The following is a 23,903-nucleotide window of genomic DNA, read 5'->3' on the forward strand; positions in this document are numbered from 1 at the left end:
TGTAATTGGTAAAAAACATTTTTAAATATATTTTACTCTTCTTAGCTCTTCTAGGTTGTACTAAAGAAGGCATTACATTTAAATCTACTTCTTTTTTAGAACAATTAGATTTTGTAAAAACTATAGGAGGTTCTAAAAATGAAGTAGCAAAATCTGTAATTAAAACACCAGATGGAGGATATGCTATTTTAGGATACACTCAAAGTAACGACATAGATTTCTCTCAGAAAAACAATACCAGTTTTGATTATGCTGTGCTTAAATTTTCTTCAGATGATAAATTAGAATGGAAAAAAACATATGGGGGATCTAATGATGATAGAGGTGAAAAAATCATTTCTACTTCCGATGGAGGATATGCTATTTTAGGCTACACCAAAAGCAATGATATAGACATTACTAACAATGCTGGAGACAGAGATTTTTGGCTAGTAAAACTTAATCCAACTGGAACTATCATATGGCAAAAAACATTTGGATATATTGGCAAAGACATTGGCACTACTCTTATTGAAACCGATGATAATGGTTTTTTAATTGCTGGTGAATTAGACGTCACTTCTTCAGGAGGTTTAGGAAACTCTAAATCTTCTGCTATTCAACATGCTGGTGGTGACATGTGGGCTTTAAAGTTAAATAGTCTTGGTGCTATAGAATGGAGCAAATATTATGGCGGAACTTTTACTGATACACCACATGGAATAGTAAAAACAGATGATGGGTACATTATAGCTGGAATTTCTGACAGTAGTGATGTTGATATCACAAACAATAAAGGTTCTTATGACTTTTGGGTTATTAAAATTAACAAAAAAGGAAAACTTCTTTGGAATAAAAACTTTGGTGGTACAGAAATTGATGAAGCTAAAGCCATTGTTTCTACCAATGATAATAATTTTTTAATTGTTGGAAATACAAGAAGTACCGACAAGGATGTTACAAATAATAAAGGAGGAGCAGATCTTTGGGTTATTAAAATTAACTCAAATGGAGGTTTAGTATGGCAAAAGAATTTTGGTGGGAACAACTTTGATGTTGGAAATTCTATTAAAAAAATGAGCGATGGAAATTACTTACTTTCTGGTAGTTCAAGAAGCGCAGATAATGGTATTACTAATAAAGGACAAAACGATGCTTGGATTTTAAAAATCTCTCCTGATGGAAGCTTATTATGGCAAAAAACAATTGGAGGTACAGAAATAGATTTTTGCTATGATGTAGTTGAACTCAATAACGGAACTATTGTTGGAGTTGGCGAAAGCTCTAGTAACAATAATGATATAACAAACAACAAAGGTTTTTCTGACCTACTTATAATAAAATACAAATAAACCAATGAAAAATTACGCTATACTATTTTTATCTTTATTCCTTTTTTCTTGTAGTTCTGATAATGACGAACCAATTAAGGAAGTTTCTGTTGACCTTAAATTTACTCATAATTGGGGGGGAACTGATGTAACCAAAAGTGATTTTAATAAAATAGAATTCGAAAATTCAAAAGGCGTTAAACAAAGCATAGAACGTTTACGCTATTTGATTTCTAGAATTACACTTACTGATGGAAATAAAAAAGAAATTAATTTTGATGGATATAAGCTAGTAGATTTGGATGACTCTGACAACTTAACACATGCATTATCACAAAAAATATCTGAAGGAACCTATAATCTTTCTTTTACTTTTGGTTTTAATACTGAAGATAATAAAGATGGTGTATATAAAGATTTAAACACTGCTTCTTGGGAAGTTCCTGCTATGCTAAATGGTGGTTATCACTTTATGCAACTTGACGGGAAGTATTCAGATAAAGATGGAAATCCTCAACCATATAACTTTCATGCAATTCAAGCTTACGATCAAACAACAAAAGAAAGTAAAGACACCTTTTTTGTTGTTGAACTTGGTACTGTATCTATAAAAAACAATGCTACTATTACTATTAACATGGACATATCTCAATGGTTTAAAGTTCCAAATGAATGGGATTTAAATATTTTAAACGTAATGTTAATGGGTAATTTCGAAGCTCAAAAACAGATTTCTGACAACGGTCGAAATGTATTTAGTTTAGGAGGAGTTAGTCAATAAAATCAAATGAAGAAGCTAAGTATATTTCTTTTTATAATTTTTATAAGTTGTTCTTCAAAAAATGAAGAAGAAGAATATATTCCTAAACTTACAGAATTAGAAATACCAGAAATACTTAAACAAAAACTAATCGCTCCAGTAATTCCTTCAACAAACCCTTTAACTGAGGAAGGAATTGCTTTAGGTAAAAAATTATTTTTCGATAAACTTTTATCTAAAAACAACACACAATCTTGTGCCAGTTGTCATAATCCTCAAAAAGCATTTAGTGATGAAACTCGATTTAGTGATGGGGTAGATGGAGTATTCGGCAAGAGAAATTCTATGCCTTTATTTAATTTAGCGTGGAATTTTGATGATCGTTTTACTTGGGATGGAAAAGAGCTTAGTTTAGAAAGACAAGCCTTTGAACCTGTTAGAAACCCCATAGAAATGCATAGTATTTGGGCTGATGTTGAAAAAAAACTACAAAAACATCCTGAATATCCTATATTATTTAAACAAGCATTTGGAACTTCAAAAATTGATTCTACACTCGTAACTAAAGCAATTGCTCAATTTGAAAGAACATTAATCTCTGCGAACTCAAAGTTCGATAAACATCTACTTGGTAAAGCACAACTAACTCCAGAAGAATTAAATGGATTCAATGTTTTTATGGATGAAAATAAAGGAGATTGTTTTCACTGCCATGGAAGTAATAACAATCCACTTTGGACAGATAATAAATTTCATAACAATGGCCTTGATAATGTTTTTGCAGATTTAGGTTTCGGTAAAGTCACTGGAGACTCTAACGATAATGGTAAATTTAAAACTCCTTCACTAAGAAATTTAGCTTTTACTGCTCCATACATGCATGATGGAAGGTTTTCTACTTTAGAAGAAGTTATTAATCATTACTCAGAAGGCTTAAAATCATCGCCAACAATTGACCCTCTAATGAAAAAAGTAGATAAAGGAGGCGTTCAATTAACTGAAAAAGACAAAGCAGATTTAAAAGCTTTTTTATTATCCTTATCAGATTATGACTTCATAAATAACACCAAATTTCAAGAATAACTATTTAAAGTATCAACAAATTTTATAGTCTTATAAATGATATTAGTTTCAAAAAATGATAAAAATCATATTTTGTGATTATCTTTGCAGTTCATTTAGATTTAATCTACTTTAAATTATGATAAAAGTTTCAGACACAGCAAAAAAGAAAGTTGTTCAACTAATGACTGATGATGGCTTTGACGCTACTAGCGATTTTGTTAGGGTTGGCGTAAAAAGTGGAGGATGCTCAGGCTTATCATACGATTTAACTTTTGACAAAAAAGAACAAGAAGACGATAAAGTTTTTGAAGATAATAATGTAAAAATTATTGTTGATAAAAAAAGCTTTTTATACTTAGTTGGAACAACTTTAGAATACTCAGGGGGTTTAAATGGTAAAGGTTTTGTTTTTAACAATCCTAATGCCAATAGAACTTGTGGGTGTGGAGAAAGTTTCTCTTTATAAACTTATTGAAAACAGAACTTAGAACTGATGAGTAAATACACTGAAGACGATTTACGAGAAGAATTAAAAACCAAAGAATATGAATATGGTTTTTATACAGATATAGAAAGTGAAACCTTTGCAAAAGGGTTAAATGAAGAAGTGGTTCGTGCAATTTCTAAAAAGAAAAACGAACCAGAATGGATGACTGAATGGCGTTTAGAAGCCTTTAGAGTTTGGAAACAAATGGAAGAACCAGAATGGGCAAATGTTCATTATGAAAAACCAAACTTCCAAGAAATAGCATATTATTCAGCACCAAAAGAAAAACCAAAATTAAATAGTTTAGATGAGGTTGATCCAGAATTACTTGACACCTTTAAACGTTTAGGAATTTCTATTGATGAACAAAAGAAGTTAGCAAATGTTGCTGTTGACATAGTAATGGATTCTGTATCTGTTGCAACTACCTTCAAAGAAACTTTAGCTGAAAAAGGTATTATTTTCATGCCTATATCTGAAGCTATTCAAGAACATCCTGAATTAGTTAAAAAATATTTAGGAACAGTAGTACCAACTACAGATAATTTCTATGCAGCTTTAAATTCAGCTGTTTTCTCTGATGGCTCTTTTTGTTACATTCCAAAAGGGGTACGTTGTCCAATGGAGTTATCTACCTATTTCAGAATTAATGAAGGAGGTACTGGTCAATTCGAAAGAACTTTAGTTGTTGCTGACAAAGGAAGTTATGTTTCTTACCTAGAAGGATGTACCGCTCCAAGTAGAGATGAAAACCAATTGCATGCAGCCGTTGTTGAATTAATTTCAATGGATGATGCCGAAATAAAATATTCTACAGTTCAAAACTGGTATCCTGGTAATGCAGAAGGAAAAGGAGGAGTTTACAATTTTGTTACCAAAAGAGGTTTGTGTGAAACAAATGCAAAAATTTCTTGGACTCAGGTAGAAACAGGTTCTGCTGTAACATGGAAATACCCTAGTTGTATTCTTAAAGGAAACAACTCAGTAGGAGAGTTTTATTCAATTGCAGTAACTAACAATCATCAACAAGCCGATACTGGTACTAAGATGATTCATTTAGGAAAAAACACTAAATCTACAATTATATCTAAAGGTATTTCTGCAGGAAAATCTCAGAATAGCTATAGAGGTTTAGTTCAAATAAATTCTAGAGCTGAAAACGCACGTAATTTCTCTCAATGTGATTCTTTATTAATGGGTAATGAATGTGGTGCACATACATTCCCTTACATTGAAGTAAAAAACAAATCAGCTCAAATAGAACATGAAGCTACTACAAGTAAAATTGGAGAAGATCAATTGTTTTATTGTAACCAAAGAGGTATTGACACTGAAAAGGCAATCGCTTTAATTGTTAATGGATTTAGTAAAGAAGTTTTAAACAAACTTCCTATGGAATTTGCTGTTGAAGCTCAAAAATTATTAGAGATTTCACTAGAAGGAAGTGTTGGATAAATTCCAATAAAATTAATTCCACATAATATATTAATTGTAAAAATCACACGCTTGTGGTTTAAAAACCAAAAGCAAACAGCATAAATATTAAGATGTTAAAAATAGAAAATTTACACGCACAGATAGAGGATAAAGCTATTTTAAAAGGGCTAAATTTAGAAATAAAAGCTGGTGAAGTTCATGCTATAATGGGGCCAAATGGTGCTGGTAAAAGTACTTTTGCAAACATTGTTGCAGGTAAAGAAGAATATGACGTTACTAACGGAACTATTGAATTAAATGGTGAAGACATTAGCGAACTAGCTCCAGAAGAAAGAGCTCATAACGGTGTGTTTTTATCTTTTCAATATCCAGTAGAAATACCTGGTGTTACCGTAACTAATTTTATTAAAACAGCTATAAACGAATCTCGTAAAGCAAAAGGCTTAGAAGAAATGCCTGCTAAAGATATGCTTAAAATGATTCGTGAAAAATCTGAATTATTAGAAATAGACCGTAAATTTTTATCGCGCTCTTTAAACGAAGGTTTTTCTGGAGGAGAAAAGAAGCGTAATGAAATATTTCAAATGGCTATGTTAGAGCCTAAACTAGCTATTTTAGATGAAACTGATTCTGGTTTAGATATTGATGCTTTACGTATTGTAGCAAATGGTGTAAATAAATTAAAATCTAAAGACAATGCTGTAATTGTAATTACGCACTACCAACGTTTATTAGATTATATCGTACCAGATTTTGTACACGTTTTACACAATGGGAAAATTGTTAAATCTGGTGATGCTTCTTTAGCTTTAGAATTAGAAGCTAAAGGTTATGATTGGATTAAGGAAGAGGTAAATAGTTAAGAAGTTTAAAAGAATAACTTTTTAAACTTATACACTTTTAAACTAACAACAATGGAGTTGAAAGAAAAATTAATATCATCATATGTAGCTTTTGAAAACGGAATCAATATCAATTCTGATATTCATGATATTCGCACAAAAGCTTTACAAAACTTTGAAGACTTAGGCTTCCCTTCTAAAAAATTAGAAGCTTGGAAATACACATCTTTAAATTCAGTTTTAAAAGAAGACTATAGTCTTTTCCCAGATAATGACATAGCAATTGAATTAGCTGATGTAAAGAAGTATTTCATACATGAAATTGATAGCTATGCTGTTGTTTTTATAGATGGTAAATACAGTTCATTTTTATCAAACACAACTCATGATGGAATGGATATTTGTTTATTATCTGCTGCCTTTACAAAAAGTAAATACAAACCTATAATTGAAAATTATTTCAATAAAATAGCTAAGCAAGATAATTTAACATCTTTAAATACTGCTTTTGCTAACGAAGGAGCTTTTATACACATACCAAGAGGTGTTGAAGTTGAAAAACCTATTCAAATTATTAACTTTACCACTGGTAAAGAAAATGCAACTATGTTACAGCCTCGTAACTTAGTTGTTGTAGAAAATAATGCGCATGTTCAAATAATTGAACGCCATCAAAGTTTAACAGACAATGCAGTTTTAACAAATTCTGTTACTGAAATCTACACAGATGTTCATGCTACTGTAGATTACTACAAAATACAAAACGACAACATTAATGCTTCTTTAGTTGACAATACTTATATTGAGCAACAAAAAGAAAGCGTTTGTTCTGTTCACACATTTTCATTTGGAGGTAATATCACAAGAAATAATCTTAATTTTTACCAAAAGGGAGAGCGAATAGATTCTATATTAAAAGGAATTACAATTATAGAAGGAAAACAACATGTTGACCATCATACATTAGTTCATCATATAGAACCTAACTGTGAAAGTCATCAAGATTACAAAGGTATCTTTGGAGAGCGCTCAACTGGAGTTTTTAATGGAAAAGTTGTAGTAGAGAAGGAAGCTCAAAAAACGAATGCTTATCAACAAAACAACAATGTACTTATAAGTGATAAAGCTACCATTAATGCAAAACCTCAATTAGAAATATTTGCTGATGATGTAAAGTGTTCTCATGGATGTACTATAGGTCAACTTGATGACCAAGCATTATTTTACATGCAGCAAAGAGGGATTCCTAAAAAAGAAGCCCAAGCTTTATTAATGTATGCTTTTGCCAACACTGTTTTAGAAAGCGTAAAAATACCAGAAGTTAAAAAGAGAATTAACAAGCTTATTGCCAACAAACTAGGAGTTAACATAGGATTCGATTTATAATCAATTCTTTACTATTATAATAAAAAGAGCTCAGAAATATTTCTGAGCTCTTTTTTTTGTTAGACTGATTTATTTAATTCACTAATTTTTATTAGTTTTTATAAAACTCTTAGAATAAGAATGCTTAGTACTTTCTACCTCTAACACATAAAATCCTGCTTTTATTTCCTCTACAGATATAGATTTAGACAATGATCCTTTTTTAATAACTGCCCCAGTTAAGTTAACTATTCGATAAGAACCGTTTAATTTTCTTTCTGGTATAATTATATTCAATACGCTGTTAGAAGGATTAGGGTACACCATTAAGTCATCTATAACAACTGAAGTAGGTGTAAAAACTTCTACCGCATTTTCTACAGCATTTGTTCCAATACAGAAAGCTTTAGTATCTGTACTTGTAAACTGACCTCCTGATGCTAAAACAGTTCCAGAACTATTAGTTAGTTTATAAGATCCATTTCCATAACTACAACATATACCGTCTCCATAAGAATCTTTAAATATTAAACTATAACATCCATTAGGTAAAGTTTTATTTACAGTAATTTTCGAACCACTTGCTTGACTGTTATAATTATTACCAGAAGCAACAACAGTATTAGAACTATTAGTTATTTCCCAGCTTGTTTCAGAAGAATAATTATCAAAAGTTATCTCTAAACTTACAGTAGAGTTTCCACCTCCAGTACTTCCTGTTGAAACAGATAACTGATCGATAGCCATATCACCTTGCCAAGTTGTTCCTGTTACACCATTAAATCTTACTTGAACATCTTTACCTACATAACTATCTAAATTAACACTTGCTGTTTGCCATGAATTTCCTTGATTTCCTGATTTTTGCCAAACACTTGTCCAATTTACACCTTTATCAATACTTACTTCTACCTTTAAGTTACCCATAGCTGAAGTACCATACATATGATATTTAAATGATAAAGAAGCATTACTAGCTTGTTTTAAATCAAAACAAGGAGAAGTTATTATTGCTGACTTGTTTGAATAATTTGGAGAGGAAGATTCCATATATAAATAATAACTCCCTGCATTGGCTGAAGTTGGTCCTGTGTTGCTTGAAGGTGTTGATCCAGATCTAGTAGCCCAATTAAAATCGTCAGATGTACTTTGCTTCCAGTTCCCTATAGTGTTTTCAAAACTTTGATTGTAAGGAAATGAAGATACTGTATTACTACAACTACCACCTGGTGGATTTCCTCCACCACCATTATTATCAACTCCTTTAGCTGGCATATCAGAACCAATTGAACTAATTAAATTATCTGACCTTCCATAAGATCCATTAGGACAACCACCAGTGTTATGAATTGCTATCACTAAATTAGAATTATAATCTAAAACTGGAGATCCAGAACTTCCTCCTTCTGTATCTGCATAATATCTTACTTGTTGACCAGATCCAGAAGAACTTTCAAACACTCTAGAAAAACCATCAGGAGTAGCATCTCTATCAGACTTAACAGAAATCTCTTTTCTTCTTCCTCCTGGGTGTTGAGGGATATATATTCTATCTCCTTTTGAAGTAACAGCAGAACTTAAGCTTAAAAAACCATAAGTATTTGTAGGATTAACAGGTAACTTAACTAATGTATAATCAAGTGATGAATTTGTTTTTACAAATGTAGCTGAAGATGCCACTACATTAGACTGTGCATTTGTAGAACCTGAACATCCATCATATTGATAATTGAACATAAAATCTGTGTTTTGAGCATCAGAAGCAGATCCTATACAGTGATTGTTAGTCATTAAATGACCTTCATTACCTAATAACCATCCAGTACATAAAGAACTACCACCAATTAATAACCTACATACAGCTTTTGCCTTCTCATACATTTCAGTACCTTGATAACAAGAAATGCGTTCTTTATCGTCATTAGAACAGATAGATCTTCTTTGATTAGCCAATTTTTTCATTATTCTTTCTTCACTATAACCATAAGCTACTTTACTAATTTCAAATCCATTATGCTTACTTGCCTTTCCTGAAGAATACAACTTAACTTCTACTTTCTCATCAAACAATACTTTTGACCAAAAATCACTAATCATAGTCATATTATTATCTACAATTTTACCTTGTCCACCATAAATAATAGACTCTTTACTTTTACTACCTGTGATTTTTACATAATCTCCAGGAGCTAAATCGAAATTTTTAAAATAAATTTTGATGTAAGAAGAATTTTCTGAAAAGAATTCTTTTTTGTAAACTAATTCTTTTTCATTAATTTTTGATGCAGTTCTTTTAAATTTTTGATAACTTTTGGTGACTTTAATATCAGAATCGAACTCATCACCTATTTTAAATACCTTCTGGGCATTTAAATTTTTTGTACATAAAAGCACAGCAGTCAAAATGACTACTTTTAAAAAGTAATTTTTCATTTTTGAAGGGTTTATTTAGTTAATTAATCACGACTAAATTACTGATTATTAAAGTTTTTAACAAAAAAACGTTAATTTTTTACAATATTATTCTTAAAAAAAAGTTCTTATTGATTAATCACAAACCAATTATTTTCCATGAACCACCAGTATTTACCCAATTGCAACTCATTCTCACTTCATTAAATATTTCAAAAATTTTCTTTTAGCATCAGCATTATTATGTAGTGAAAAAGTCATTAATAATATTAAATTTCACTTTTTTTCGTGTAATTATTTTAATTATTTCCTTTAATTAATCGAATAAAGTTATCAATATAAAAAATCGTAAAATCGATTTTACTACTTACTCAAAAAATGGCTTTTATTTAAATTTGAAAAAGATTATTATTAGATTAATTTAAATAAAGTAATACTTCAAAAAACATTAACTCCTCCCCTTAAGTATTCTAAACTTAGATGATAAAGTATTAATTATCAAAACAATAATTCGTCACAAAAAAAAACAATATAAACCTCATTAACAACGATATACATAAAATTATTATACAGTACTTTAAATAGACCTTCCTGTATTATTAAAAGATAATACCGCTCCTAAAGGAACGTTAAAATTCAATATTTTAAGAACCATCATGTAATGAATTAAATTCTTATTCGTCCAAGGAACTATACAATTTATCAATAATCAAAAAATTATGCGAAAAACTATTATTATAATCTGCTTACTTTTTATAAATATACAAACACAAGCTCAAACTGATGTTTTTAATGCACTTTTAAAAACATATGTTGACAACAAGGGTAATGTTGATTACAAAGGACTACGTAAAAATCGTGCTCTTTTAGATATATACCTTAAACACTTAGATAACACAATACCAGGCAAGAGATGGTCTTCAAATAAAGCTAAAGCTTTTTGGATGAATGCTTACAATGCGTACACTATTAAATTAGTTTTAGATAGTTACCCTCTTAAAAAAATAACAGCAATTAAAAGACAAGGTAAAAATGCATGGAAGCTACCTATTGCTAAAGTTGGTAAAAAAGAATACACTTTAGATTATATTGAACATAAGATTTTACGTAGATGGCATGATGATGCAAGAGTACATGTTGGATTAAATGCAGCTTCAAAATCTGGACCATGTTTCCCTCCTTATGCTTTTACTGAAAAAAACATTAATGCTAAATTAGAAGCATTAATGAAAAAATTCATTAACGATTCAACCAAAAATAAAATCTCATTAAATAAAGTAGAAGTTTCCAAAGTTTTTGAATGGTATCAAGAAGATTTTACTTCAAAAAATAGCTTAGTAGATTATATCAATAAATACTCTAAAATAAAAGCTAATGACAATGCCGAAGTTGTTTATTTAAACTACAACTGGGATTTAAACGAAAAATAATGAAACAATAGACAACTCCCCTTTTAATTTTTCCCCTTAAAAAAAAGCGAAGCATAAAATAATATTTTATGCTTCGTTTATTTTTTAAATACTTCAATTAACTTCAACACTTTCTTCTATAAATAACTAACAACTTCAATAAAGTTATTTATTTTTCTATAGACAGTAAAATCATACGAAGTTCCATATAAGAATAACTTTTATCTAGTTTATCTTTAAGATCAGACAAGCTTTCAAATTCAGTATTTTCAATATCTTTAATTATTTTTTTATACTTTTCTAAGGAAATTAACTCTAAAACATCAACCTCTCCAGAAGGTATAAAACTAACCAAATGACTTTCTATGGTACCCACTGTTAAAGATCTTTCATTTGCTATCTCTTTTAAGGACATTCCAGATTTAAACAACTCAAAACTAATTTGTTTAGTTGACTTTTTATCTTCCTTTTTTTGTTCATTTAACTTATTTATACCATTCTCTTTACAGTATTCTTCTACAACCTCTAAAATTTCTTCCCCGTGTTTATTAACACGAATTTTCCCCATTCCATTTACCTTTAACAATTCTTTTTTAGTTCTTGGTAATGCATCGCAAATTGCATATAATGTTTCTTGCGTAAATACTTGAAAATGTGGAATACTTAAAGATTTAGAAATATTATCTCTTAATTCACGTAATTTTAAAGCCAAAATCGGGTCTCTTTTTGAAGAAAGTTTTTTCTTTTTAGTAGGTGCTGTTTTTTGCAATACAGCATTCGCCCTTACTTGTAAATACTCTTGTACTTTAAAACCCTTTGTCATTTTTTTTAACGCAAATAACTTTTCTTCAAGTTTTTCCTGTAAGGCATCAAACTGTTTAGAAAAATCTTTTTTTACTGCTTTATTATCAGATGAAAAAGAAATAGCATCTAATGGTGTTTGTATTTTATTATTTGTTTGCGTTAAAAAATAATCTACAGCTTTTATAAATCGTTCCTGAATAACTGTGCTATGTTCTGGTAAAACCTCATCATTAGACATTTGACTTAATTGATTTTTAAACCCATTGGAAACCTTCATTAAAGTAACTACCCCTTCATCTTTTATAACTTGCAAATAATCAATCACCTCACCTTTTATACTTGTTTTATTCTTATAAAAAATATCAATTAAACGAGTAACTGGATACAATAAATACTGATAATCGAACAATTCAGAAATTAAGTTTAATTGAAACTGTTTTTCAGATTCATTTAAAACTTGTTCATTCGGATGATTCTCTTCAATACTTTCATTGAATGAACTTACCGTTTTATCATTAATTATTGCATTACTAGAAATTTGTGTTTTTAATACCAATCCTTCTAAAGAAGTACATCTACTCAAAGCCACATAAGTTTGTCCATGAGCAAAAGAAGCTTCTGCGTCTATAACAGCTTTTTCAAACGTTAAACCTTGACTTTTATGAATAGTTATTGCCCAAGCTAGTCGAAGTGGAATTTGAGAAAAAGATCCCGCTATATCTTCTTTAATTTCTTTAGTATCTTCATTAATTGAATAATTAATATTTTCCCAAGTTTCTTTTTCGGTAATAATTTCATCTATCTCATTCCTACACTGTACTGTAACTGTTTCACTAGAAATATCAGTAACAATTCCTATTTTCCCATTAAAATATCTTTTTTCAGGTGAAGAGTCGTTTTTTATAAACATTACTTGAGCTCCAACTTTTAACTCTAACTTTTCACTATTAGGATACGAATTCTCATTAAACTTTCCAGAAACTTCAGCTTCAAAATAACTACTTCTTGTTTTTAATTCCTTTAATTCTGAATCATTAATTGAGTTCGCTCTTTTATTATGTGTTGTTAAGGTTATATATCCATCTTCTTTACTTGGAGAAAAGGTAGGATTATAATGTTCATTTAAAATACTAGCAGATTCTTTTGACAAAGAATCATTTCTAATCTCATTTAAAATTTTAATGAATTTCTCATTTTTTTGACGGTAAATATATTTTAACTCAATAGAAACTACATTTGCTTCTTGATATGCTTTACTACTAAAAAAATAAACAGTTTTATAATACTGCTGAAGCAAACTCCATTCATTTGGTTTTACTACCGGGGCCAACTGTTGTAAATCTCCAATCATTAAAACCTGAGCACCACCAAACACTTTATTTCTATTCTTATATCGACGCATTACTTGGTCTATTCCATCTAATAAATCAGCTCTAACCATACTAATTTCATCAATAACAACTAAATCTAACGATTTTATAATATCAATTTTAGTTTTCGAAAATTTACGTTGTTGATTGGAAGTATTTGTTATTTGATTTGGTAAAATAGGACCAAATGGCATTTGGAAAAAAGAATGAATAGTAACTCCTTTTGCATTGATTGCTGCAACACCAGTCGGAGCAACAATAACCATTCTTTTTAAGGATTCACTTTTAATTTTATGCAAAAAAGTAGTTTTTCCTGTACCAGCTTTTCCTGTAATAAAAAGATTCCTGTCTGTTTTCTCTATAAACTGTAAAGCAAGCTCTAGCTCTTTATTTTCAATCATTCTATAGGTTTATTCTACTTTAGTATTTTTCAATTTATTTTCTTAATACTCTACAATCAAATACTTTCAAATTAAAACTTTTTAAGCTTAAGTTATTTGTTATAAAATCATGATTTTTTAGTAATAATATCCAATGTAGCAAAATTTCATGAAATAAAAAATCCTACACAAACTGTGTAGGATTTTTTATATTTATGAAACCTAAAATCGGCTTACATTTCTAATGCTTTTGTAGGATTATTATCCATTAACAACTCTACTGGATTTTCTAAAGCTTCTTTAACAGCTACTAAGAAACCAACAGACTCACGTCCGTCAATAATTCTATGGTCATAAGATAATGCTACATACATAATTGGTTGAATTACAACCTCACCGTTAACAGCCATTGGGCGGTTTACAATATTATGCATTCCTAAAATTCCACTTTGAGGAGGATTAATAATTGGTGTAGATAACATAGATCCGAAAACACCTCCATTAGTAATAGTAAATGTTCCACCAGTCATCTCATCAACCGTAATTTGACCGTCACGAGCACGTAATGCTAAACGTTTTACTTCACTTTCAACACCTCTAAAAGATAAATTTTCTGCATTTCTTATTACAGGAACCATTAATCCTTTAGGACCAGAAACTGCAATAGATATATCTTGAAAATCGTGTTTAATTTGGAAATCACCATCAATCATTGAATTTACATCAGGATATAATTCTAAAGCTCTAACAACTGCTAAAGTAAAGAAAGACATAAACCCTAACCCAACTCCATGCTTTGCTTTAAAATCTTCTTTATACTGCTTACGTAAATCAAAAATTGGCTGCATGTTAATTTCGTTGAACGTAGTTAACATCGCTGTTTCACTTTTTACAGCTACTAAACGTTGCGCAACTTTTCTACGCAACATAGACATTTTTTTACGTTCAGTACCTCTTGAACCGTTTGCTGGTTGGGTTCCCATTGAAGGTACAGCTTTTACAGCATCTTCTTTAGTTACACGCCCATCTTTTCCTGTTCCTTTCACACTAGAAGCGCTAATTCCTTTTTCTGCTAATACTTTTTTAGCAGCTGGAGAAGCAGTACCTGTTGCATAGGTTTCTTTTTTAACTTCAACCTTAGGAGCTTCAGCCTTTGGTGCCTCCTCTTTTTTAGCTTCAGTAGAAGACCCTCCTTCTGGTTTAGCTGCGCTCATATCAATAAGACATACTACAGCCCCAACCTCAACAGCATCACCTTCTTCAGCTTTTAAAGTAATAATTCCACTTTCTTCCGCAGGTAACTCTAATGTTGCTTTATCAGAATCAACTTCGGCAATTGGTTGATCTTTTTCAACATAATCACCATCTTCAACTAACCAAGTTGCTATTTCTACTTCTGTAATTGATTCCCCCGGAGAAGGAACTTTCATTTCTAAAACACTCATGTTTTTTATTTTTATTCTGAAATACTTTCTTTCTTAATTTAATCGAAAACCTTATCTAAAACTCTTTGGTGACGACGTTTGTAACGTGCACTTGAACCTGCAGCAGGTGCAGAATGATAGTCTCTAGACGCACACTCTAATTTTGCTAATTCAAAACGCTCTAACATATACCCCCAAGAACCCATATTTTTTGGTTCTTCTTGTGCCCAAACATAACGCTCAACATTTGGATATCTATCCATCACTTTTTTAATCTGATCATTATGTAATGGGAATAGTTGCTCTATTCTAACTAAAGCAACATCTTCTCTATTTAGTTCTTCACGTTCAGCTAATAAATCATAATAGAATTTCCCTGAACAAAACACCATTTTTCTCACTTTAGAAGTATCAACAGTATCATCTATTACTTCTTGAAAAGTTCCATTTGCTAATTCTTCAATTGTATTTACAGCTTTAGGTAAACGCAATAAACTTTTTGGTGTGAAAACAACCAAAGGTTTTCTAAAATCACGTTTCATCTGACGACGTAAAATATGATAAATATTAGCAGGTGTAGAACAATTTGCTACAGTCCAGTTATCTATTGCTGACGACTGTAAGAAACGTTCAATTCTTGCAGAAGAATGCTCAGGTCCTTGACCTTCATAGCCATGAGGTAATAACATTACCAATCCGTTTTGCAATTTCCATTTATCTTCAGCAGAAGATATATATTGATCAAACACTATTTGTGCACCGTTAGCAAAATCACCAAATTGAGCTTCCCAGATAGTTAACGTATTTGGAGCTGCCATTGCATATCCATAGTCAAAACCTAAAACTCCATATTCAGATAAGTGAGAGTTAAAAATAGTCATCTCACCTTTATTATTAGGATTTGTGTTTAATAAATTAACACGTTCTAAAGTTTCTTCATCTCGCATAATAGCGTGACGATGAGAGAATGTTCCTCTTTCTACATCTTCTCCTGAAATTCTAATATTATACCCTTCTTCTAATAAAGTTCCGTAAGCTAGGTTTTCTGCAGTTCCCCAGTCTAATGAATTATCTTCAAAGACCATTTTTTCACGTCCTTTTAAAATACGTTCAGCTTTACGCACAAACTTATGTCCAGTTGGTGTAGTCGAAATTACTTTTGCAATTCCTTTTAAAGCCTCTACAGAATACGAAGTATCTACAGGTTGAAGCATATCTTGTAATTGCTTACGAACAAAACCATCCCATACTTCAGGCATGAATTCTTGAATCTTAGAAGTAGTTTTCTTTTTAGACTCAGTAAATTCAGCTTCTAAATGAGATTTAAATTCATCAGTTATCTGTTTTACGTAGTCAGAAGAAATACTACCTTCTTCAATTAATTTTGCAGCATAAATTTCTTTTGCATTTTTATGCTTTGAAATTGCTTTATATAATTTAGGTTGAGTAAAACGTGGTTCATCTCCTTCGTTATGACCATATTTACGATATCCTAATAAATCAATATAAATATCTTTTTTAAATTTAGTTCTGTACTCAACAGCCATTTCCATAGCATGACAAACAGCTTCTGCATCATCAGCATTTACATGTAATACTGGAGACAACGTTACTTTAGCAACATCTGTACAATAAGTACTTGAACGAGCGTCTAAGTAATTGGTTGTAAATCCAACCTGGTTATTTACTACAACATGAATTGTTCCCCCTGTTTTATAACCGTTCAAATTCATCATTTGACCAACTTCATACACTATACCTTGACCTGCAATTGCGGCATCACCATGAACTAATATTGGTAAAATTTTACCATTATCTCCTTTATAATCTAAATCAACTTTTGCACGAACAATTCCTTCAGCAACCGCATCTACGGTTTCTAAATGTGATGGATTTGGAACCAAATTCATCTTCATTTTTTGTCCGCCTTTATATTCTTTACTTAATGTTAATCCTAAATGATACTTAACATCTCCATCAATATCTTGGTCTTCAAAATCTTTACCTTCAAATTCGCTAAATAAATCACGAACAGGTTTCTTAAATATATTAACCAATGTATTTAAACGACCACGGTGTGCCATACCTAAAACACACTCTTCTACTCCATATTTTTCAGCAGCATCACGAAGTGCTACACTTATACCTGGAATTAATGTTTCACCTCCTTCAACAGAAAAACGTTTTTGCCCAACATATTTTGTTTGTAAAAAACTTTCAAATGTAGAAGCTTGATTTAGTTTAGTAAGAATATATTTTTTCCCTTCTAAATCATACATAGGGTGATTATCGTTTTTATTTAAACGACTTTGCCACCATTTTAATTCTTCAGGGTTTCTTAAATACATATACTCTACCCCAATACTATCACAATAAATTGCTTTAAGGTGAGAGATTATTTGTGATAAAGGACTTGGCCCCATACCTAAAATATCTCCAGCATTAAACACTGTTGATAAGTCTGATTTATTTAAACCAAAATTCTCTAAGTCTAGGCTAGGTTCATACTTTCTTCTTTCTCTAACTGGATTTGTTTTAGTAAACAAATGCCCGCGAGTACGGTATCCATTTATTAAATCAATTACCAAAAATTCTTTACGTACTTCTTCAGGAATTTCAATTGAATTTTCTTCGTCTGTTAACGAATAATCTTCATTTGCCAAATCATATCCTTGAAAAAAACTTCTCCAACTTGGTTCTACCGCATCAGGGTTTTTTTGATATTGTTCGTACAAATCACCTATAAAACCTGTATGTACTGCGTTTAAGAACGAAAACTTGTCCATATTTTTTGTTATACTTTTCTTTATATAAGAATAATGACCACAAAAATACAACTTTTAAGAAAAACAAGGTTTTTTTTTATTCTTAATTTCTGATACTTTTTTGCACAAGCTAATATATTTTGAAAGAATTTTATTCAAAAAAACGTTTAATAACGATTTGATTTTCAAATAGTATTCATTCTTATTTATTTTTTTATCACTTTTTATTTGCAGATATTAAAAAAACACTTAAATTTGCACTCGCATTTTAAGATTTATATCATCTTAAATTCCTCCTTAGCTCAGTTGGTTAGAGCATCTGACTGTTAATCAGAGGGCCCTTGGTTCGAGTCCAAGAGGAGGAGCAGAAGGCAACTTGGAAGCCGATAATTTCCAAATTTTACATAGATTGTTCTATATGAACATTCCTCCTTAGCTCAGTTGGTTAGAGCATCTGACTGTTAATCAGAGGGCCCTTGGTTCGAGTCCAAGAGGAGGAGCAAAAAAAAGACTTTACAAATTGTAAAGTCTTTTTTGTTTCTATCTAATCTATCTATATCGCAATAATTATGCGAATGCTTTTTCTTGTAAAAAAAGTTTTTCTTGTAAATACTTTAATGCTTCAACTTTAGATTCTGTATCAATAACTACGGAAACATTATTATCATTTTTACCAAGAGATATCATTTTAACAGGTATATGTTTTAGTATATCAAATATTTTATGTGTTTTTTCATCATCAATTATAGAATTCCCGACAATACAAATAATAGTATTTAATGAATCAATATTAACCTCAGCATGAACCTCAATTTCGTTAACAATTTCTACAAGATTACTTGTATCATCAATAGTTAATGATATTGACTCTTCTGAAGTAATTACAACTCCTATAGAAGTTTTATGTTTATCAAAAATCTCAAATATCTCTTTTAAAAAACCATGTCCACCTAAAGCAACTTTAGGTTCAATTTTAACTATGGTTATTTTATCTTTTCCAGAAATAGCCTTTACACCTTTTGTATAAGCATCACTAGATATAACTGTTCCAGTTTTACTAGGCATAAATGTATTCTTTAATATTACTGGAATATCTTTTCCTGCCAAAGGTAAAACAGTTTTTGGGTGTAATATTTTTGCACCAAAATGTGCCAATTTAGATGCTTCTGCATATGACAAATAAGGCACTGACTCTGTATTATTAACATATCTAGGATCATTATTATGAAGCCCATCTATATCTGTCCAAATTTCTATTTCTTCTGCATCTATTGCTGCGCCTATAATTGTTGCCGAATAATCACTCCCTCCTCTCTTAAGATCTGTTATAATTCCATTTTCATCTCTACAAATAAAACCTTGTGTGATATATACTTCAGATTTAGGTAAATGCTCTAATACTGATTTTAATGTGTCTGAAACCTTTTCTATATTAGGTTTATCTATAGAATCAACCAGCATAAAATCCTTTGCTTTTAATAATGTATTTGGTACTCCTGAAACATTTAAGTACTCAGAAAATATTTGAGTTAAAAGCGCTTCCCCATAAGTTATTATTTTAGATTTTAAAGATTCTGAATATTGCTGCTTAGTCAATTCTGAAATTTCTTTAATCATATTAGAAATTTCTTTTTTTAGCTTTTCCTTTACTTCATTATCAACAATTAAAGAATGTATAACATCAATATGTTTTCCTTCTAAATTATATAAATATTCCTTTATACGTATTGTATTGTTATTTTTAACATCCTCTACAATAGAAACTAATTGGTTTGTAACTCCAGACATTGCAGAACAAACAACAATTATTTCTTCATTCTTTTTTTCAAGGATGTCTTTTACTTGAGACAAACTTTCAATTGATCCTAGTGAAGTTCCTCCGAATTTTAATACTTTCATTTGGTTAAGTTTATAGCATTACTATTTACTGAACACTTTTAAATTTATGAGTAATTCAAAAGGTTCAATACGTTATTTTAAATAAATTTATTTGTAATTAAATCACAGACAGCTGCTTACTTTTTTCAACAGCATAACATAATTTTTGAACAATAGCTTTAGGGTGTTTGAAAATAAAAAAATGATCACCGTGTAATACTTCAAAACTACATGGACCAGAAGTTACTTTTCCCCATGCTTTCATTTCTGTAATCGTTGTTTTATTCTTTCCCTCTCCTATTTCTTCTGTACCTAAACATACTTGAATAGGTATCATAAATGGTAAGCTCCCCGTTTTATATTTATAATTTTCTATTGATTTAAAATCAGATTTTAAGATTGGGTAATACAAATTTAATAAGCTTTCGTTTGCTAAAATTTCTTTTGGCAAACCACCCATTTCATTTACTTCTTTCCAAAATATTTTTTCAGAGAGTTGAGATTTTTTATTTACAATTTTGTCGTATTCTGGAGCTCCTCTTCCCGTAAAAAACAAACTATTAGGTAATTTAAATTTTTCCTCTCTTGCTTTTTTAAGCAATTCATATCCTAATAATGTTCCCATACTATGTCCGTAAATAATATATTCACTCCCGCCTACAACTGATATTAATTGAACAAAAAGATCCTCAGCCATTTCATTTATTGTTTCAATGAATTCCTCAGTAAATCGCTCACCTCTTCCGGGTAACTCTAATGTTACCCATTCAATATCTTTTGGTACATATTCTTGAATTGCTCTGTAACAATATTTATTCCCCCCTGCATATGGCAAGGCTATTATTTTAGTTTTAGTTGTTGTTAAAGCTTGTTCCATTTTTAAATAATTACTTATCCTTAGCCTAGTACTACATTTTGAGCTTCAAACTTATTTTTAAAGAACATTATCAACTCCTCAGCTTTCATTTCTTTTGAGATTTCGTCTTTAAGAAAAAAACGAGCTATCTCTAATTGATCATCTTCTGGATTATTTTTAATATGCTTACAAAGTTTATCTATTTGTGTAGCATGCAAAAAGTTCCATGTAATTGAAATACTATCAGATACACTAGTTACATCATGAAACCAACCTGAAGGAAAAAGTATAATCTCCCCTGGTGATAATACATCTTCATAATCAGGTGTTATATTAGAAAAATTTGGAAACTTTATATGATCTGGATTTTTAACATCAACAAATGCTCCTTTACTCATCACATCCTGTTCCTTTTTAGGACTGTATAAAAATATTTCTTTTTGCCCGTGAAATTGACACAAAACAGCATTACTCACAAATGGATCCTTATGCAATCTTGTTCTAGAGCCTTTTCCTGAGATAAACAATCCTTTATATGGGTATCCATACTCATTAATAGTTCTTTTTTCAGCATTTTTATTACTTGGAATCACCAATGATGTATCTGGTATAAAATAAGGTTGACTCCATGCATTTTTTAATCTATCAAAAACACTATCTGACCAATAAAACTCAACTTCTTTTAGTTTTGTATACCATCTCATGTACTGCTTTGCCGGCCCATCAGCTTCACTTCTAAAAAAGTTAGTATTGATATACTTTTCTAATGACTGTACAGTTTGTAAATCAAATAAGTCATTATATACCTGAACTTTCTCATCACCAAATTCCTTTATAAGATATTCTGGTGTAAATTTTTCCATATCCCAGTTTTCCATACCATCAGTCACAATAACTGGTGTATTTTCTACGATATAGTTTTCAATAAAACTTTCTTCTGATATACTTTTTACTCTAGGTACTTTCATTTTTTCTTTTTTGATTAGATATAATTTATTAAACAACTGATTATAAGAAGTATTAGATTAACTAACATAATTTAAATATGATTTATAAAGTGGAAAAATAATTTTCTCTGGAACTTTAAGTCCAAGACCTGCATATGTTAATGCATTGTAATACACATTTTTAAGAGGCGCTCCTTTCCATAAAGTAGCCACTCCTTTTCTTGCACTTTTTGAAGTATGCCAATCAATATTAAATGATACCGATTGACTTAATCCATGTACCTGATGAAGCATTCCTGAAGGCATAAAAAGAATATCTCCAGGCTCTAATATTGCCTCCATTATCTTAACCCCTTTTGCCTGAGGGAACTTTTCATAATCTGGATTTTGAGGATCAAATTTTGCCCATCTCCATCCTTCCATATAGCAATCCTTTTTTTGGTTTGCTTCTATCAATATAAATTTCTTTCTACCTGCAACCTGGAAGAATAAATTATTTGTCAATAGCGTATCAAAATGCAATGGAGTTAAACTACCTGTTGACCCCATAAAAAATTGAATATAGTTTTGCCATTTAGACCAGTACCATTTAGGTAATAGTTCTTTAGGAAAAGGATTTATATCAGATAAATACTCTGGAAACATGTAAAAAAAAGGAAGGTCATGTAAATACCCTGGCTTTGTTGCCTTCAACCCCATTTTAAGGTTTTGCTCATACTCCTCTAGCTGCTCCACATAAGAACTAAGCTGCATTTTTTCTTTTTTACCTTCACTTATATCTCCTACTTTTATAGCTACTTCTTGCTCTTTTCCTTTTGATTTAAAGTATTCGGAATCCCAATTCAGAGCTTTCCATTTATTTGTCATTCCTCTTATTACTACAGGCTTATTTTTATTTACATATTCCTTATAAAAAATACTTCTATTCATACTTTTTTCAATAGGAATGTGTTGAAAAGACTTTAGTTTTTTTAATTCTTCTATCTTATCCATTATTATTTAATTATTTAGTTATTTGTCTTTTTAATCTAAAGTGTTAGCGAATGCTACTTCTTTTTCTTTATCTATATTTTGGTTCTCTTTTTTTATTTTGTCTTCATTGTTCTTTTGACTACTCTTATCCATCTCTATATCATACATTAGATCTAGATTTTTTATTGACTTTGTTCTACTAAACCATAGTGAAATCAAAAAGAGCAAAACTCCAGAGACAGTAAAAACAATTATAATAGCTAGTGTAACACTGGTTCCTGGAAAATAATTAACTACTGTTTTTGGAAAAGCTGTAACCATATTTTTTAAAGTATCTACTAATACTCCAGATAATAAAAAAGCTAATGGACCAGCTGCACCAACTAATAACTCTTCAAAACCTCCTAATCTTCCAATTAATTTTACAGGGGCAATTGCTAAATAAAATGCTTCATTTATAACATCTGAAATTGTAAATAGTATAATTATTGACATTCCTAATATTGCTAAACCATATGTATTCACGCTTGTCCATAAACAAGCTATAAGAATTCCAGCAAAAATATTGGCGAACATAATTTTTTGAATAGGCTTTTTAAATTTCTTTACTCCTCCCATTATTAAGGCACCTACAATCATACCTAAACTTACTATTGTCATTATCGTTGAAACAGCATATTCATCGGCAAAATCTAATATTAAAGGAGTGAACAATACTTGTACTAAACCAATTAAAAAATGAATAATAAAAAAGAACGCTAGTAACTTAATAAGTCCTTGTCGCTCAACCAAGAAACCTTTCACTAGCTTCCAGTCGTTTTTCATATTAAATTTTTCTTCTGTTTTTTCAACAACCACAAACTGTATCATAAAAAAAACAAGTATAGCTACAGAAAAAGTAACGATATCTATCAAAAAAACTTTATCCATTCCCATTAGCCTATACAATGCAGGAGCAGCCATAGGAACCCCAACATTTATTAAACCAAATAAACCTAGTGATATTCCTTGAGCATTTACTAATTTACTTTTAGGTACTAAAGCTGTAGTAGCAACATAGAAAGCAGTAAAAACAAACATACTTGCAATAGAGCCTATACCAGAAACTATCATAATATGCCAAGGTTTCAGCTCTCCACTGTTATATAATAACATCAATATAAGAGTACCAATACCAGCTACTACCTGCCCATAAATAATCATTTTCTTTTTACTCCACCTATCAACTAAACTACCTATAAATGGAGCTAACAAAACTGCTGGAGCTTCTTCAAAAAACCAAATAAATGAATAGGATGTAATTGACGGGTTTGGTTGTTTAAGCACCCAAACACCTAAACAAAAATCAGTTAATTCAGTACCTAATAATGAAAACATTATTAGGCCTAAATACAAGAAATATTTTTTCATTATTTAAAAA

Annotated in this window: 17 protein-coding genes and 2 tRNA genes; 10 read left to right on the forward strand and 9 right to left on the reverse strand. The window is 30.3% G+C overall.

Annotation, left to right across the window (positions count from 1 at the left end):
• Positions 1 to 5 precede the first annotated feature (5 nt).
• The 7 genes from ACKTTQ_RS05485 to sufD all read left to right on the forward strand — a co-directional run bounded on the left by ACKTTQ_RS05485 (position 6) and on the right by sufD (position 7,287).
• Entirely contained in the window at positions 6 to 1,331 is a 1,326-nt protein-coding gene (locus ACKTTQ_RS05485; RefSeq protein ID WP_408048615.1) for a hypothetical protein, read from the forward strand.
• A 4-nt stretch (positions 1,332 to 1,335) separates the two neighbouring features.
• Positions 1,336 to 2,091 (forward strand): MbnP family protein, encoded by a 756-nt coding sequence (locus tag ACKTTQ_RS05490; RefSeq protein ID WP_299135867.1) that lies wholly within the window; start codon positions 1,336 to 1,338, stop codon positions 2,089 to 2,091.
• Positions 2,092 to 2,097: 6 nt separating this feature from the next.
• Positions 2,098 to 3,153, forward strand: coding sequence for a cytochrome-c peroxidase (locus ACKTTQ_RS05495; protein ID WP_299135868.1), 1,056 nt, complete (start codon positions 2,098 to 2,100; stop codon positions 3,151 to 3,153).
• A gap of 118 nt (positions 3,154 to 3,271) precedes the next feature.
• Positions 3,272 to 3,601: a HesB/IscA family protein gene (locus ACKTTQ_RS05500; protein WP_093869999.1), complete on the forward strand. Its 330-nt coding sequence runs from the start codon at positions 3,272 to 3,274 to the stop codon at positions 3,599 to 3,601.
• Positions 3,602 to 3,628: 27 nt separating this feature from the next.
• Positions 3,629 to 5,077, forward strand: coding sequence for a Fe-S cluster assembly protein SufB (sufB, locus tag ACKTTQ_RS05505; protein WP_093869998.1), 1,449 nt, complete (start codon positions 3,629 to 3,631; stop codon positions 5,075 to 5,077).
• A 92-nt stretch (positions 5,078 to 5,169) separates the two neighbouring features.
• On the forward strand, positions 5,170 to 5,922 hold the full coding sequence (gene sufC / locus ACKTTQ_RS05510; protein WP_093869997.1) for a Fe-S cluster assembly ATPase SufC: 753 nt from the start codon (positions 5,170 to 5,172) through the stop codon (positions 5,920 to 5,922).
• A gap of 51 nt (positions 5,923 to 5,973) precedes the next feature.
• Positions 5,974 to 7,287 carry a Fe-S cluster assembly protein SufD gene (gene sufD / locus ACKTTQ_RS05515; RefSeq protein WP_093869996.1) on the forward strand — a complete coding sequence of 438 codons (1,314 nt, stop codon included), beginning with the start codon at positions 5,974 to 5,976 and terminating at the stop codon, positions 7,285 to 7,287.
• 81 nt (positions 7,288 to 7,368) lie between these two features.
• Here the strand turns inward: sufD and ACKTTQ_RS05520 are convergent, their stop codons facing one another.
• Entirely contained in the window at positions 7,369 to 9,699 is a 2,331-nt protein-coding gene (locus ACKTTQ_RS05520) for a trypsin-like peptidase domain-containing protein (RefSeq protein ID WP_408048616.1), read from the reverse strand.
• Positions 9,700 to 10,397: 698 nt separating this feature from the next.
• Between ACKTTQ_RS05520 and ACKTTQ_RS05525 the strand changes: the two genes are divergently transcribed.
• Positions 10,398 to 11,108, forward strand: a complete 711-nt coding sequence (locus ACKTTQ_RS05525) for a DUF547 domain-containing protein (protein WP_408048617.1) — start codon at positions 10,398 to 10,400, stop codon at positions 11,106 to 11,108.
• A 148-nt stretch (positions 11,109 to 11,256) separates the two neighbouring features.
• Here ACKTTQ_RS05525 and ACKTTQ_RS05530 read toward each other — a convergent pair whose 3' ends face one another.
• From ACKTTQ_RS05530 to ACKTTQ_RS05540, 3 genes are all read right to left on the reverse strand, one after another.
• Positions 11,257 to 13,662 (reverse strand): helix-turn-helix domain-containing protein, encoded by a 2,406-nt coding sequence (locus tag ACKTTQ_RS05530; RefSeq protein WP_408048618.1) that lies wholly within the window; start codon positions 13,660 to 13,662, stop codon positions 11,257 to 11,259.
• Positions 13,663 to 13,874: 212 nt separating this feature from the next.
• Positions 13,875 to 15,086: a 2-oxoglutarate dehydrogenase complex dihydrolipoyllysine-residue succinyltransferase gene (gene odhB / locus ACKTTQ_RS05535; protein ID WP_093869992.1), complete on the reverse strand. Its 1,212-nt coding sequence runs from the start codon at positions 15,084 to 15,086 to the stop codon at positions 13,875 to 13,877.
• 38 nt (positions 15,087 to 15,124) lie between these two features.
• Positions 15,125 to 17,863, reverse strand: coding sequence for a 2-oxoglutarate dehydrogenase E1 component (locus tag ACKTTQ_RS05540; protein ID WP_255405274.1), 2,739 nt, complete (start codon positions 17,861 to 17,863; stop codon positions 15,125 to 15,127).
• Between the two features lie 258 nt (positions 17,864 to 18,121).
• Here ACKTTQ_RS05540 and ACKTTQ_RS05545 point away from each other — a divergent pair.
• A tRNA-Asn gene (locus ACKTTQ_RS05545) sits at positions 18,122 to 18,195 on the forward strand.
• A gap of 61 nt (positions 18,196 to 18,256) precedes the next feature.
• A tRNA-Asn gene (locus tag ACKTTQ_RS05550) sits at positions 18,257 to 18,330 on the forward strand.
• Between the two features lie 67 nt (positions 18,331 to 18,397).
• Here ACKTTQ_RS05550 and ACKTTQ_RS05555 read toward each other — a convergent pair.
• The 5 genes from ACKTTQ_RS05555 to ACKTTQ_RS05575 form a co-directional block, all read right to left on the reverse strand.
• On the reverse strand, positions 18,398 to 19,729 hold the full coding sequence (locus tag ACKTTQ_RS05555) for an aspartate kinase (RefSeq protein WP_408048619.1): 1,332 nt from the start codon (positions 19,727 to 19,729) through the stop codon (positions 18,398 to 18,400).
• Positions 19,730 to 19,826: 97 nt separating this feature from the next.
• Positions 19,827 to 20,585, reverse strand: coding sequence for a thioesterase II family protein (locus ACKTTQ_RS05560; protein WP_408048620.1), 759 nt, complete (start codon positions 20,583 to 20,585; stop codon positions 19,827 to 19,829).
• 20 nt (positions 20,586 to 20,605) lie between these two features.
• Positions 20,606 to 21,532, reverse strand: a complete 927-nt coding sequence (locus ACKTTQ_RS05565) for a cupin-like domain-containing protein (protein WP_408048621.1) — start codon at positions 21,530 to 21,532, stop codon at positions 20,606 to 20,608.
• A 57-nt stretch (positions 21,533 to 21,589) separates the two neighbouring features.
• Positions 21,590 to 22,504 (reverse strand): cupin-like domain-containing protein, encoded by a 915-nt coding sequence (locus tag ACKTTQ_RS05570; RefSeq protein WP_408048622.1) that lies wholly within the window; start codon positions 22,502 to 22,504, stop codon positions 21,590 to 21,592.
• Positions 22,505 to 22,534: 30 nt separating this feature from the next.
• The gene (locus tag ACKTTQ_RS05575) at positions 22,535 to 23,893 is read right to left on the reverse strand and encodes an MFS transporter (protein ID WP_408048623.1); all 1,359 of its coding nucleotides are present in this window, start codon (positions 23,891 to 23,893) and stop codon (positions 22,535 to 22,537) included.
• Between the last annotated feature and the right edge of the window lie 10 nt (positions 23,894 to 23,903).

Origin of the sequence: Tenacibaculum halocynthiae, from assembly GCF_964512825.1 — a bacterium.
GTDB lineage: Bacteria > Bacteroidota > Bacteroidia > Flavobacteriales > Flavobacteriaceae > Polaribacter > Polaribacter halocynthiae.